Genomic DNA, 14415 nt, shown 5'->3' on the forward strand with positions numbered 1-14415 from the left:
TTGAGGCTATCCATAGCGATGTGACTGTCTGAAAGAGTAACCTCAATTAGATCATATTTTTACTTAGATTGGTATTAGGGTGAAGAACTCTAGACAGGGTTCAGCCGAGCGCAGCGAGACAACGTTGCTAGCCGAAGGCGCATTAAAGCAACGGCCCGAAGGGCGAAGTAAATCCCTATATCTCTGCCACATTAGAAGAAGCCACTGAGAAATCAGCGGCTTTTTTGCGTCTATACCTGCTTGATCTGTATTTCTTCAAGCATCAGTTGCAACTCCGGCAAGCAACTTCCGCACCCAGTACCCGCTTGGGTTGCATCGCTGATCTCTTTTACCGAGCAACAAGACTTTGCTCGAATCGCTTGTTCTATCGTTTTCACGCCGACCTGCTTGCACGCACAAACCAGCCGTCCATTTTGATGGCCCGGTGGCGCTTTGCCGGTAAACAGGGCTTGCACGAGCGGATCTGATAGCGGTCTGCCGATTAAGGTATACAGGTAGTCATAATCGCTGTGGTATAAGTCAGCGCTAACGATAAAGGCACTGTGGATACGGTTGTTTTGAAATAGCGCGTAACGACTTTCATTGTTCGCTTCAATTGTAATGAGCTGCTGGCCTTTCCCCTGATCACTGCTCTGATCATTGGTAAGGTTTGCCGCAAGCCAGGCATGTAATTGTTCGGGAGGGTGTTGGGACGTTAGCCGAAAGAGGTAGCCGCTATTGGTGCGCTGGCTCGTCCAATGCGCGTGGGAGCTCATACCCACTGTAGCGAGTTTATCTTGTGTGATCAGCAACGCTTCACTTTGGTAGGGTAAAGGCTCAATGCTTACCGCAGTGGCTTTAAACTCAGGCTGGCCAGAAAGTGGGTCACGGTGTCCGGCGATAAGCGTATCCACCTTACCCATGCTGGTGGTGCAGTTGCTCCAATGAAACGGGGCAAAGACTTGGCCTGATTGGCACTCCCTGCTGAGTCGTGCCCGCAACAAGACTTCACCTTTGCGGCTGGTGACTTTCACCAAGGTGTTGGGATTTATTGAATAACGTTCGGCATCCTGTGCCGACAGGGCGAGGTAAGGCTCGCTGATATGTTCGCTGAGGCGAGGGGATAACCCGCTGCGGGTCATGGTGTGCCAGTGATCCCGTATCCGTCCGGAATTTAATAGTAAAGGGTATTTTGGGGTAGTGGTCTCTGCTATAGGCCGGTAGCCGGTAGCAATAAACTGCGCTTTACCCGAAGGGGTGGCAAACTCGCCATTGCCAAATAGCCGTGTCGTCGGTTGATTATAGGTTGTGACTGGCCATTGTTGCGGCGGCATTTGGTGATACTGTTTTGCTGTTAATTCAGTTAGCCCTGACAGGTTCAGCGGTCTGGATAGTGCACAGACACCGTGCCTGGATACGCTGTCCGTTACTTCCTTTTGGCCCAGAGTTGTCATCTGGGTATATTCGCGAAAAATGTCGGCTTCATTTTGGTAGTCGAAGGCATAGCCAAAGCCCATTTTTTTGGCAACTTCACTGATGATCCACCAGTCGGGTTTGGCCTCGCCCGGTGATGGTAATAAGCGCCGCTGGCGGGAGATCCTTCGTTCCGAGTTAGTAACGGTGCCAGACTTTTCACTCCAGCCTTGGGCGGGTAATGCCACATTGGCATGGCGCAGTGTGTCGGTATCGGCCATGCAATCTGATACCACCACATAAGGGCAATTCGCCAAAATGGTCTCGATACGTTTGCTGTCTGGCAAGCTGACCGCGGGGTTGGTTGCAATGATCCAAATGGCCTTGATTTGTCCGCTCTCGATGGCGTTGAACATGTCAATGGCCTTCAGGCCCGGCGCCGTTGCCAAATTGTCCGTTTGCCAAAATTTGCTGATCTGCTGGGTATGTTCAGGGTTATCAAAGTCCATATGGGCAGCCAGCATATTGGCCAGTCCGCCAACCTCGCGTCCCCCCATCGCATTGGGTTGTCCGGTTACGGAGAAGGGCGTGCTGCCCGGTTTACCTACTCGGCCAGTCGCCAGATGGTAGTTGAGAATACTGTTGACCTTGTCGGTACCCGATGTGGACTGGTTGACGCCCTGCGAGTAAACAGTAACGGTTTTTTCGCTGGCGGCAAAAAGTTGGTAAAAAGCAAGGATCTGCGTTTTATCGAGCCCTGTCACAGCTTGTACCGATTCAATATCACCAAACCGAAAAGCAGTCGCCAGCGCCAGATCCAGCCCCTCGGTTGATGCACCGATATAATCTAAATCCAATGCGTTACTTTCACTCAGGAATGCCAGTAAACCGTTGAACAAAGCAACATCGCTGCCCGGTAAAAGTGGAAGGTGCATATCGGCAATGTCGCAGGTTGGTGTCCTGCGCGGATCTATCACGATGACTTTGCATTTTCTTGTGTTCTTGGCGTCGCGAATTCTCTGAAATAGAATGGGGTGACACCAAGCCAGATTAGATCCCGTTAGTATGATTAAGTCAGCTAATTCGAGATCTTCATAACAGCCTGGCACAATGTCAGCTCCGAATGCCCGTTTATGCCCAGCGACACTGGAAGACATGCAAAGGCGAGAGTTGGTATCGATATTGGCACTACCAATAAACCCTTTCATCAGTTTATTGGCGACATAATAATCCTCAGTCAGTAACTGCCCCGAGACGTAGAAGGCGACAGCCTCCTTGCCATGCTGTTCTATAACACGGTTAAACTGCTCCGCGACATCAGCCAGTGCTTCTTCCCATGAGGCATCCTGTTGGTTAATTTGTGGCTTTAGCAGCCTTCCTTCTATGCCGACGGTCTCTCCTAGGGCTAATCCTTTAGAGCATAGCTTGCCAAAATTGGCGGGGTGCTGGCTGTCTCCGCGAACTTCCAATGTGCCACGGTTGTTTGCTCTCGCTTCAATGCCACAGCCTACTCCGCAGTAGGCACAGGTCGATTTAATCCAGGTATTTTCTTTTTGGCTCACCTGTTGTTCTCCTTGGCTTTGAAAATCAGTACATCGAATAAGAGCTGAGCAATAACTGGGCCAGCTTTCTTGGTGCTGGTATTGGTTAGTGGAGCGACACATTAGATGGTTGTTTGTTTTCTTTGTGGTTGAAAGTTCTGCTTATACCCCTAAAGTGGTATATATGCTTACATAAAATGCTGGTTGGATGGCTATTTTGGTGCGAAACAGGGCTTTTATTGCACGGGGACTGGGCAGCGGGAGGAGGAGCTAAGCTGCTGTTGCTATCGCTGCATGTTTGAGGTTTTAAAATTAAAGGCATTAATAACAGTAGCTTGAAAATATTTATAGTTGCAATTGGTTGTGATTAGTTGGAACTGGCACTGTCTTTGCTCACTACCTTGGTAACAGTTTAAACGGATATGAACGCATAGGTGATGTATGCCAACGATCAGAGTACGTACTGGGGTGTACCCAGCAGAGAGTGTCCAGATAGGAGCATCGCCCTTAACTGGGGGTAGGGTCGGAAAAGTGGACTTGGTCGGTGCCGGGCCGGGTGATCCTATGTTGCTGACGCTTAAGGCGTTGGAAAGTATTGAGCAGGCGGATGTCATTGTCTATGACCGCCTCGTGAGCAAGGAGATACGGGCACGCTTTCCTGCGGGTACCCAAGCTTTGTATGTCGGTAAGGCAAAGGGTGAACACAGTGTCAGCCAAGAAGCAATCAATGAGTTGTTGGTGAAATTGGCCTGGCAAGGCAAGAAGGTTTGTCGCCTCAAAGGTGGTGATGCCTTTGTCTTTGGTCGTGGTAGTGAAGAGATGCTGGCACTGAAAGCCGCTGATGTGCATGTAGAGGTTGTACCGGGGATCACGGCTGCTGCTGGCTGCACCAGCTATGCCGGTATTCCGTTGACGCACAGGGGGTATTCACAAGGATGTACTTTTGTTACCGGGCATGCCGAGCAGTCCTTGGATCTTAATTGGCAAGCGCTGGCGCAGCTTGATCATACCTTAGTGTTTTATATGGGGGTCAGTAAATCAGCCATGATCCGCGAAAAGCTGCTTGCTGGTGGGGCGAATCCTAATACCCCTGTGGCCTTGGTCGAGAAAGGGTGTTGTCCTGAGCAACGGACAGTGACCGGACTATTGCAGCATTTACCTGAACTGGTAGCGAGCCATCAGGTAGTGTCACCGGCTTTGATTGTTGTCGGTGAGGTGGTTGCCCTATCAGAGCAACTGCAGTGGGTTAGCCAGGTTGCCGAACAACAGCTCCAGCTGTCGGCTTGAGATCAAAAGAGAGTAAGCAGTGAAGTCAGTCGCTCAGGGGAGAGCAGAAATGGATAAGAAAAAAATTATTGTGGTCGGCAACGGTATGGTTGGACACAAGTTTATTGAAGATATGTTGGCTCAGGACAAGCAACAGCAGTTCAGCATCCTGACCTTTTCCGAAGAGCCAAGGTTGGCCTATGACCGAGTACAGCTAAGTAGTTATTTTAGCGGGAACAGCGCGCAAGATTTGGCGTTAGCCAACGAAATTGATTATCAAAATAATGGGGTCGAGTACCTGCTTAATGAGCAAGTCAGCGAGATAGATACTGTCGCAAAGATCATTGTTACCCAAGGCGGACGGCGTGAGCACTATGACAAACTGGTGCTGGCGACAGGGTCGTATCCTTTTGTCCCGCCAATTCCCGGTAACGATCAACCGCATTGCCATGTTTACCGGACAATCGAAGACTTGGATGCTATCGCCCAGTCAGGATCCCAGAGCCAAGTGGGTGTCGTTGTGGGGGGCGGGCTGTTGGGGCTTGAGGCGGCCAATGCGCTCAAACAGTTGGGAGTCGAGACCCATGTGGTGGAGTTTGCGCCGCGCTTGATGGCGGTACAGTTGGATCAGGGCGGGGGAGACTTGCTCGCTCGCCAAATATCAACACTTGGCGTATCGGTGCATACCGAAAAGGCCACGAAAGAGATTGTCGCTGGTGAAAGCTGCCGTTATCGGATGAACTTTGCTGATGGCTCATTTTTAGAAACCGACATGATCGTGTTCTCGGCGGGGATCCGCCCACAAGATGCGCTGGCCCGCCAGTGTGGTCTTGAAGTCGGAGAGCGGGGCGGTATTGTGATTGATGACCATTGCCAGACCAGTGCAGATGATGTCTACGCCATTGGTGAATGTGCACTGTGGCAACAGCGGATTTTTGGTCTGGTTGCGCCCGGCTACCAAATGGCAAAAGTACTGGCCAACCATTTCTGTCAGCCAGATGCGGGCTTGTCTTTTGTCGGCGCAGATATGAGTACCAAGCTTAAGTTACTGGGGGTCGATGTTGCCAGTATTGGTGATGTTAATGGTACAACACCTGGCGCGCTGTCCTACACCTATAGCGATGATTTGGAACAAGTCTATAAGCGCTTAGTTTTATCTCCTGAGGGTGACAAGGTATTGGGGGCCGTGTTGGTGGGTGATGTCAGTAACTATCAGTCACTGCTGCAGACTAAGCTCAATGATATGCCGCTACCAGACAATCCAGCGGTATTAATTCTGCCCCAACTCGAAGGGGAAGGTGCCGGGGCCGGGTTGGGCGTAGAAGCATTGCCCGACAGTGCTTCGATATGTTCATGCTATGACGTGACCAAAGGGCAAATCAGGCAGGCTGTGGCGGATGGTTGTGCATCGATGGCTGATTTGAAAACGGCGACCAAAGCCTCAACTGGCTGTGGTGGCTGCTCGGCATTGGCGAAACAAGTGATGGATGTCGAGTTGGCAGCGATGGGCGTCGAGGTGAGCAATCATATTTGTGAGCACTTTGCCTATTCTCGCCAGGAGTTGGCTGATCTGGTCAGAGTGAAAAAGATCACCACGTTTGATGCGTTGCTAACAGAATATGGCAGCGGGTTAGGCTGTGATATCTGCAAACCGGCTGTGGGCTCAATGCTGGCATCGTACTGGAATGACTATGTATTGGCCGATGCGCACCTAGAGCTTCAAGATACCAATGATATTTTCCTTGGCAACATGCAAAAAGATGGCACTTATTCTGTCGTGCCGAGGATCCCAGGGGGAGAGATCACTCCGGACAAGTTGATTGTGTTGGGGGAGGTGGCGAAGCAGTTCGATCTCTATACCAAGATCACCGGTGGGCAACGGGTGGATTTGTTCGGTGCCCAGCTGCATGAGTTGCCTGAAATCTGGCGTTTGTTGATCGATGCTGGCTTTGAGACTGGCCATGCTTATGGCAAGTCGGTTCGTACCGTCAAATCTTGTGTCGGTAGTACTTGGTGCCGTTATGGTGTGGCAGACAGTGTCGGCTTTGCCATTGATCTCGAGCATCGTTACAAAGGGTTACGCGCGCCCCATAAACTCAAATTCGCCGTATCAGGCTGTACCCGCGAGTGTGCGGAAGCCCAGTCTAAAGATATTGGAGTGATCGCAACAGAAAACGGTTGGAACCTGTATGTCTGTGGTAACGGGGGAATGCGTCCTCGCCATGCCGATTTGCTCGCCACTGATTTGGATGCTGATACCTTGGTAAGTTATGTCGACCGGTTGCTGATGTTCTATATCCGTACTGCCGATCGTTTGCAGCGAACATCGGTATGGTTGGAAAACTTAGAAGGTGGGTTGGATTATCTCAAAAAGGTGGTGGTTGATGATCACCTTGGTCTGGCTGAAGAGCTTGAGCAGGAGATGGCTCGCACGCTCGATCAATATCAGTGTGAATGGAAAACTACCTTGGAGTCGCCAGAGAAGCTGCAGCGCTTCAAACACTTTATTAATAGCGACCAGCAAGATAGCCAACTGACCTATGTGTCAGAGCGGGGGCAGCGTAGGCCACAGACTCCTGCGGAAAGGTGCCTACAGGCTAACTTACCGCAAGGGGGGGCTCAAGGTGTCGCCGGCGAGCAGATCAATGTCATTGATATAACAAGTAAATAAGTGGGGTGAGCATGGAGCAGAAGCAGGCAAAGTGGTATACCGTGTGCCATAGAGATGCATTAATCAAAAACGCGGGTGTTTGTGTCCTATGGGGACATGAGCAAGTGGCGATTTTTTATTGTCATCGCACGGATTCATTGTATGCGGTTGATAATTATGACCCGGTTGGTAAGGCCAATGTACTGTCACGGGGGATCTTAGGATCGCAAGGGGATGACATTGTTGTCGCCTCTCCCTTGTACAAGCAGCACTTCAATCTGTTAACGGGTCAATGCGTTGAGTTACCTGAGGTGAATTTGAAAACTTTTTCGGTAAGATGCCAGGGTGATGATGTTCAAATAAGTGCATAAAAGTAAGGCTTGTTAAAAAATCACAGCGTAAGCTGTGATTTTTTATGTTTACTCTATACCTTCACCTATTTAGTTAGGTGTTTTTGTTTTTTATATGTGGTCTTTATCTCCTTTATTTTGATATTTTGGCTCAATATGGTGCTTATTTTTTGTTTTTGATTCATTTTGGTGCTTTATGTGGTGGTATTTGATCTTTGTGTTTTTAATCTACTGATATGTAAAGATTTATTTTTTGGCATGAACAATGCAGTACTAATGGCAAGTCAGTATAAAAAGGAAACACCAAGATGTCAGAAACAGGCAAGTTCAATATCTTCTCGTTTAAGGGGAAAATGAAAATCCTCCACCTCAGCTGGTTTGCGTTTTTCATTACCTTTTTTGTGTGGTTCAACTTCGCTCCACTACTTCAATCGGTGAAAAGTTCATTAGGATTAACCACGGCCGAAATAAAGACCCTGCTGATCCTCAATGTGGCATTTACTATACCCGCAAGGGTAATTATCGGTATGCTCACCGATAAATACGGGCCACGATTAGTCTATTCCGCACTGTTAGCTGTTTGCTCTATTCCCTGTTTTGTCTTCGCTTTTGCCGACAGTTTTGTTCAGGCAGCGATAGCCCGTTTCGCGCTCGGGTTTATTGGTGCTGGGTTTGTTGTTGGGATCCGTTTGGTCTCTGAGTGGTTCCCACATAATGAGCTGGGCACGGCTGAAGGTATTTATGGCGGTTGGGGTAACTTTGGTTCGGCTGCAGCTGCCTTTACCTTACCCACTGTCGCGATTATGTTCGGTGGTGAAGATGGTTGGCGTTATGCCATGGCCATTACCGGTGTGATGAGCCTGCTTTTCTCCTTTGTGTTTTACGCCAATGTGACGGACACGCCAAAAGGGGCGACCTATTTTAAGCCGAAGCAATTAGGCGCGATGGAGGTGACGTCCAAAGGTGATTTCTTTCTATTGCTGTTTATGAAACTGCCTATGTATGGTGCGTTGGCCTTGTTGGCTTGGAAACTTTCGCCGTCGGGGATCGGGATGCTTAATGATGGTGCCGTCATGGGGACCTATGTCGTTTTAGCCTTGATTTACTGCTACGAAGTCCTACAGGTGTGGCGCGTTAATAAAAATGTGTTTGAAAAGCCGGTTCCCGAGGTACATCGCTACAAGTTCAAGCAGGTTGCGGTGTTGAATGTGTTGTACTTTGCGACCTTTGGCTCTGAACTGGCAGTCGTCTCAATGTTGCCGCTGTTTTTTTCGGAAACTTTTGAGCTGACCCCCGTGATGGCTGGGATGGTTGCGTCTGCCTATGCCTTTATGAACCTAATGTCTCGTCCTGGCGGTGGCTGGATCTCTGATAAGTTTGGCCGTAAACCCACCTTGCTTATCTTGACTGCCGGTTTGGCTGCCGGTTACTTCTTGATGGGCCAGGTCGACAGCAGCTGGCCGGTATGGTTAGCAGTGGTTGCCGCGATGGCATGCTCTTTCTTCGTCCAGTCGGGTGAAGGGGCTGTTTTTGCCACCGTACCACTGATCAAGCGCCGGATGACCGGACAGATCGCCGGGATGACCGGTGCCTATGGTAATGTCGGGGCCGTGTGCTACCTCACCATTTTATCGTTAGTTGATTACAGCACTTTCTTTTATGTCATTGCAGCAACGGCAGTGATTGGCTTTATCACCTTGCTGATGATGGAAGAGCCAAGTGGGCAGATTGCAGAGGTGAATGAAGATGGCAGTATCATGATGATTGATGTCGCTAATCGATAAGCTTTTCCGGCTTACTCGGCAACCGTTGAGTAAGCCGGTTAACTAGCCTGAAGGGTGATGTGTATGAGCGAGATAGTGCAGTCAAAGGTAACGGTTAACTTGAAGCGGGAAAACCATCAACAGGTCAAGGAAACCAATACCTTGCAACTGGATATTGGCGGGCATTCTGTGGCGGGGCGTAAGCCCTCTAATCAGGATGCCTTCGCGGTTTATCAGCCTAAGCAGCGTGATGAGCGTTTGCACAAAGGGATTGTTGCCTGCCTTGCCGATGGTGTGAGTTGCAGCGAGCAAGGCCAGCAGGCGAGCCAATTATGCGTCACCCAGTTTATCGAAGAATACTATGCCACCCCGAATACGTGGGGGGTAAAGCAATCAGCAGGAAAAGTGCTTAATGCTTTAAACCAATGGCTGTTTCACCAAGGTAGCCAAAGTGAACTGCAGCATAATGGCATGGTGACGACTTTTTGTGCGGTGATCATTAAATCTAATACTGCTTATATTATGCATGTGGGGGATACCCGCGTATATTTGTACCGCGATCAGGCACTGGTTCAACTCACCCAAGATCACCGTCGCCATCAATATGGCCAGCAATATTTTTTAACCCGCTCGCTTGGTATGGACAGCTATATTGAAGTGGATTTCCAGCAATTACGCCTAGAACAAGGCGATCGCCTGTTACTGGCGACCGATGGGATCCATGAATGGCTGGAAGAAGCGGAGATCCAGCACCATTTATCTTCAGCGGTTATATCGCCATCAGTGCTACCTGTCGAACAACAATCAGCGCAGTTGGTGGAAGCCGCCCTAGATGCCGGAAGTCAGGATAATGTGTCGAGTTTACTGCTTGAGGTGAAGTCGCTTCCTTCCCTGACCGTAGATGAGTATATCGAGGAACTGACAAAGCGGGTGATACCCCCGGTTATGGAAGAGGGGAACCGAATCGATCAGTACCGAATTCTAAGGGTGTTGCATAGCGGACCACGCAGCCATATTTACTTGGCCGTCAGCGAATTTGATACCAAGCGCTATGTGCTGAAGATGCCTTCACTGAACTTTGCAGAGGATTACCAATACTTGCAAGGCTTTGTCCGTGAAGGCTGGATTGGTGAGCAGGTATCCCATCAGAGAATAATGAAGATTTATCCTTTTTCTCGTCATTCCTCTTTCCTCTACCATGTTTGTGAGTGGGTAGAAGGCAAATCACTACGTCAATGGATGGAAGACAACCCCTTACCGGATTTAGAAAAAGTACGGGTAATGACGGAGGAAATAATTAAGTCCGTTCGGGTTTTACAGCGTTACAGGCTTATTCACCGTGATATTAAGCCAGAAAACTTGATCGTTAATCAATTGGATCAAATTGTCATTATTGACTTTGGCTCCGTTTATTCAGAACATTTTGATGAATTAAGTACACCCATAACAGAAACGGTTCCTGTAGGCGATATAAAATATTTATCGCCGGAGTGTTTATTGGGTGGGAATGTGTCTATGAGATCTGATATGTATTCAATATCTATCATTATTTATGAGATGTTGACTGGCTACTTTCCCTATCCATTACCGAATACATTTAAACCATCACAATCATCAAGCCAATGGCCTGAATATACACCTCTGGAGAATTATCGTGATGACTTGCCGATGTGGCTGGATGTAGTGATCAGAAAAGGCTGTTTCCCTCAAGCTAGTCAGCGTTATGAAGCGCTGTCTGAAGTGGTGTGCGATCTCTATCACCCATCCTCTCAGGTATTAAAGCAGGCAAGTAAGCGTCCGTTGAAAAGTAAGAATCCAGTTAGGTTCTGGAAAATAATGTCGCTTAGCTTGTTTGTTATTGTTCTTGTTCAGCTTTTCATCTTAGCTGGCTAATATTAATTCGCAGCATTATTATGAGCCGGGGTTTATTTATGAACGTTAAATCACCTTCTCCACTGGCGATGCCTTGGACCACTTAGTGTAATGACTGCAGTGGGTTAATAAATATACGATGATGTGACACTCAAAATTGAGTGTCACCATGTGTTAATATACGATTTTTAGTTTATTAAACCAAGTGCCTTAGGCAGGAATAAACTGATTGAAGGAATGAATGTAATAAGTAATAGAGTAAACATTAAGACTAAGCAGAATGGTAATATTGACTTAATCACACTTTCAATTTTAGCTCCGCTTACACTACAACCAACAAACAATGCTGTTCCTACTGGAGGAGTCGCAATACCTATACATAAATTAAAGATAATCATCATGGCAAAATGTATCGGGTGCATTCCCAATGATGTCGCAATAGGCATAAATATTGGGGTAAATATCAGCAGTGCTGGTGTTAAATCCATGAACATACCGATAATCAGCAGTATAACATTCATAAGAATGAATATAATAATAGGATTATCAGATATCGAAAGCATCCATTCACTGATCATTGCTGGTAGACCAGTGAAAGCCATTGCCCAGGACATGATGGTTGATGCACCAATCAAAAACAGCATGATCCCCGTGATTTCGGTTGTTTCAATGCAGATGGTCTTTAACAGTTTAATATTCAATGAGCGGTAGCAAAGCGATAGGATAAATGAATATAAAACCGCAATACATGCCCCTTCAGTAGCGGTGAAAACGCCACCAATAATACCGCCGATAACGACAACAATAAGACCTAGGCTTGGTGTTGCATCCCAAACAATCTTAAAAATATCTTTTATTGATTTTTTTTCTTCATGTTTTTGAACATAGCCTTTGCGCTTTGCAATAAAGTATGCGACGGCCATGCAACTTAAGCCCATTAATATTCCGGGTACATAACCAGCAATAAAAAGTGCAGCTACGGATGTGCCACCACTGACTACGGAGAATACAATCAGTGAGTTACTTGGTGGAATGAGTAGCCCCGCAGGACAAGAGGCGACATTTACCGCCGTAGAAAATGATTTATCATACCCTTCTTTCTGAAGCTCAGGAGACAGTGTTTTACCAACCGCTGCAGCTGAAGCAACGGCTGATCCCGACACTGCGCCAAACATCATGTTAGACAAGATGTTAACGTGCGCTAATGAGCCAGGAAGCCGGCCAACGAGCAGTTTTGCAAAGTTAACCAATCTACCAGCGATACCTCCCCGGTTCATGATATTACCGGCAAGTATAAAGAAAGGGATAGCAAGTAAACTAAAACTGTCTATTCCCGTTACTATTTTTTGCCCTGCTGTCATTATTGCAACATCGAATGGCAAAATAGTAAACATAATAATTAGAGAAGACATAGCAATTGCAATTGCAATTGGTACACTAAATATGATCATTGCCATAAATAGGCAAAGAAGCCAAAATCCAATAGAAAGATCCATTGTTAATCCTTAATCACATGCTCTTTAGCAAAAAGGTCGTAAGTGTTCATAATTATATAGAGTGATATAAGTACGGCAGATATAGGGAGTATCATATAGACATATCCCATTGGAATTTGTAGTGCCGGAGAAAACTGCTGCATTGTTCGCTGAATCAAAAGCCAACCACCACGCAACATTGCTAAGTTTGCAAATATAATGATTAGCAAATTAATGACTAACTGTAATATCTTATTTGCAGCAGGTGGTATGCTGTCAGACATCAACGTTATCGCGAGATGGCCCTTTCGACCAAAAAGATAACTTCCTCCTAGGAGCCCTAGCCAAATCATAAGGTATCTAGAGAGTTCATCGGTAATCGTACTTGGGTTATTTAGTACATAACGACTGAAAACTTGCCAGGTTACTGTACATACAAGAGAAACAATTGCGATGCCACAAATTGAAAGCAAAAAGCTATCTAAGGCTTTACGCAATCTTATAAAAGATGAATGCATAAACTTACTCAAATTTATATTTTTTTATTAAATTGCCCCATACATTGCATGGGGCAATTGAAATATTTACATTGTTTGGATTTTCTCAACGTAATAACTTAGGCTTGGATCTTCTAATGCTGAATCAAGCATTGGGCGAACTTTTTCCCTGAACTTATCTTTGTCAACTTCGACAAAGGTAACACCAATTGATTTCGCTTTTTCAACGTTAGCGTTCTCAATTTTATCCCATAGTTTGATCTGCTCTTCAAGAGATTCTGCAGCAGCTTCTTTAATGATTTTTTGTTGATCAGGTTTTAGGCTTGCCCAGGTAGACTCAGAAATAATGATTAAATCAGGGCTCATCGTATGCTGATCGACTGAGTAATAGTTTGCAACCTCTGTGTGTCGCATTTCCACTAAACTTGAGACGTTATTTTCCGCAGCATCAATGACGCCTTGTTGAAGACCCGTGTAAATTTCGGTGAACGGCATCGGTGTTGCTCTTGCACCAAGCAAATTGATCATTTCCATCATGGTTGGTGACTCAGGAACACGGACTTTTAGCCCTGCAAGGTCATCTGGAGTTTTAAATGGCTTTGAGCCATAGAAGCTACGAGTGCCTGAATCATAGAACGTTAGGCCGATAAATCCTTTTCCTTCGCTAGATAACAGCATTTTTTCAGCCGTATCGCTTCGCATAAATTGGCGCTTATGTTCAATACTGTCAAATAAGAAAGGGATAGAAACTGTTTTAAATGTTGGTTCAAATGATTCTGCTAATGAGCCGTTTATTTTAGCCATATCAAGTGCACCTGTTACCACTTGTTCAGCTTGATCACGCTCAGAACCTAATTGTGCGTTGGGAAAGATACGGACGTTAAGATCGCCATTGGATTTTTCTTTAACCTTATCAGCAAAAATCACCATACCTTTATGTGCTGCATTATCCAATGACATCGCATGACCGAGGTTTAGTGTTTTCGCATTTACGTTTGCACTCATCATTACGGAAGTAGCGATGAGAGATAATAAGATTTTTTTCATTTTTATTAACCTTTATAACCCTACAGTTTTGCTATCAACTTGATAGCTCCCTAATTTGCTTTGCGTGAATATTTATATATTACGATACTATTGTCGTACAATAGTTCAGCAGAGGGTCCATGACATCCATCACTTTTAAATAACTGATAATAAAGTTATTTGTGATCCTTGGTTGTATTAATGAATAGATTTATTAAAATAGGTTGAGAGTTCTATTGTCATATATTATTAGCAAGATGGGGTGCTATTTAAATGTGAGAGATGTCGCAATGGAATTGCTGTGTATTGATATTTTAGTTTAGAAAGCGTGAACTAAATCATTTGATAAGATAAGACTGTTTTATTTCTTGTTAGCAATAACTTTTATTTTTGATTTATATATCAGTGCGTGTTTTATAGATTATAGCAACTTTAAGATGCTTGGTATTATGTTTTTGCACAATATCACTGGGTTTTGATTAAGTGTTTGCTAACGCATTAATGTCTCCCGAATTCAACTGCGAAGTGCGACACTCTCCAATATCAAGCAGCCAATGCCATTTCTTTAAAGACAATCGCTGGC

Annotated in this window: 9 protein-coding genes and 1 other RNA gene; 6 read left to right on the forward strand and 4 right to left on the reverse strand. The window is 46.2% G+C overall.

Features of this window, described 5'->3' with window-relative positions; translation table 11 throughout:
* Nucleotides 1-58 precede the first annotated feature (58 nt).
* A non-coding RNA gene (locus tag NHN17_RS23625) (RtT sRNA) lies at nt 59-189 on the forward strand.
* Between the two features lie 41 nt (nt 190-230).
* Here NHN17_RS23625 and NHN17_RS23630 read toward each other — a convergent pair.
* Nucleotides 231-2954 carry a nitrate reductase gene (locus NHN17_RS23630; protein ID WP_255045116.1) on the reverse strand — a complete coding sequence of 908 codons (2724 nt, stop codon included), beginning with the start codon at nt 2952-2954 and terminating at the stop codon, nt 231-233.
* Nucleotides 2955-3374: 420 nt separating this feature from the next.
* On the opposite strand from NHN17_RS23630, the gene cobA reads away from it, so the two are divergent.
* From cobA to NHN17_RS23655, 5 genes are all read left to right on the forward strand, one after another.
* Nucleotides 3375-4220 carry a uroporphyrinogen-III C-methyltransferase gene (cobA, locus tag NHN17_RS23635; protein ID WP_255045117.1) on the forward strand — a complete coding sequence of 282 codons (846 nt, stop codon included), beginning with the start codon at nt 3375-3377 and terminating at the stop codon, nt 4218-4220.
* 49 nt (nt 4221-4269) lie between these two features.
* The gene (gene nirB, locus NHN17_RS23640; protein WP_255045118.1) at nt 4270-6870 is read left to right on the forward strand and encodes a nitrite reductase large subunit NirB; all 2601 of its coding nucleotides are present in this window, start codon (nt 4270-4272) and stop codon (nt 6868-6870) included.
* 11 nt (nt 6871-6881) lie between these two features.
* Nucleotides 6882-7220, forward strand: a complete 339-nt coding sequence (gene nirD, locus NHN17_RS23645) for a nitrite reductase small subunit NirD (protein ID WP_255045119.1) — start codon at nt 6882-6884, stop codon at nt 7218-7220.
* A 287-nt stretch (nt 7221-7507) separates the two neighbouring features.
* A complete protein-coding gene (locus tag NHN17_RS23650) occupies nt 7508-8983 on the forward strand; it encodes a NarK family nitrate/nitrite MFS transporter (RefSeq protein ID WP_255045120.1) in 1476 nt (491 codons plus the stop codon).
* Nucleotides 8984-9046: 63 nt separating this feature from the next.
* Nucleotides 9047-10855 carry a bifunctional protein-serine/threonine kinase/phosphatase gene (locus NHN17_RS23655; protein WP_255045121.1) on the forward strand — a complete coding sequence of 603 codons (1809 nt, stop codon included), beginning with the start codon at nt 9047-9049 and terminating at the stop codon, nt 10853-10855.
* A gap of 167 nt (nt 10856-11022) precedes the next feature.
* Here the strand turns inward: NHN17_RS23655 and NHN17_RS23660 are convergent, their stop codons facing one another.
* The 3 genes from NHN17_RS23660 to NHN17_RS23670 form a co-directional block, all read right to left on the reverse strand.
* On the reverse strand, nt 11023-12330 hold the full coding sequence (locus NHN17_RS23660; protein WP_255045122.1) for a TRAP transporter large permease: 1308 nt from the start codon (nt 12328-12330) through the stop codon (nt 11023-11025).
* Between the two features lie 2 nt (nt 12331-12332).
* On the reverse strand, nt 12333-12827 hold the full coding sequence (locus tag NHN17_RS23665) for a TRAP transporter small permease (protein ID WP_255045123.1): 495 nt from the start codon (nt 12825-12827) through the stop codon (nt 12333-12335).
* Nucleotides 12828-12893: 66 nt separating this feature from the next.
* On the reverse strand, nt 12894-13853 hold the full coding sequence (locus NHN17_RS23670) for a TRAP transporter substrate-binding protein (RefSeq protein ID WP_255045124.1): 960 nt from the start codon (nt 13851-13853) through the stop codon (nt 12894-12896).
* Nucleotides 13854-14415: the final 562 nt, after the last annotated feature.

Origin of the sequence: Photobacterium pectinilyticum, assembly GCF_024357955.1 — a bacterium.
In the GTDB taxonomy this organism is placed as follows: Bacteria; Pseudomonadota; Gammaproteobacteria; order Enterobacterales; family Vibrionaceae; genus Photobacterium; species Photobacterium pectinilyticum.

Coding starts and splice junctions, on each gene's coding strand:
- cobA (WP_255045117.1), top strand. CDS start 3,375: ATGCCAACGATCAGAGTACGTACTGGGGTGTACCCAGCAGAGAGTGTC.
- nirB (WP_255045118.1), top strand. CDS start 4,270: ATGGATAAGAAAAAAATTATTGTGGTCGGCAACGGTATGGTTGGACAC.
- nirD (WP_255045119.1), top strand. CDS start 6,882: ATGGAGCAGAAGCAGGCAAAGTGGTATACCGTGTGCCATAGAGATGCA.
- NHN17_RS23650 (WP_255045120.1), top strand. CDS start 7,508: ATGTCAGAAACAGGCAAGTTCAATATCTTCTCGTTTAAGGGGAAAATG.
- NHN17_RS23655 (WP_255045121.1), top strand. CDS start 9,047: ATGAGCGAGATAGTGCAGTCAAAGGTAACGGTTAACTTGAAGCGGGAA.
- NHN17_RS23660 (WP_255045122.1), bottom strand. CDS start 12,330: ATGGATCTTTCTATTGGATTTTGGCTTCTTTGCCTATTTATGGCAATG.
- NHN17_RS23665 (WP_255045123.1), bottom strand. CDS start 12,827: ATGCATTCATCTTTTATAAGATTGCGTAAAGCCTTAGATAGCTTTTTG.
- NHN17_RS23670 (WP_255045124.1), bottom strand. CDS start 13,853: ATGAAAAAAATCTTATTATCTCTCATCGCTACTTCCGTAATGATGAGT.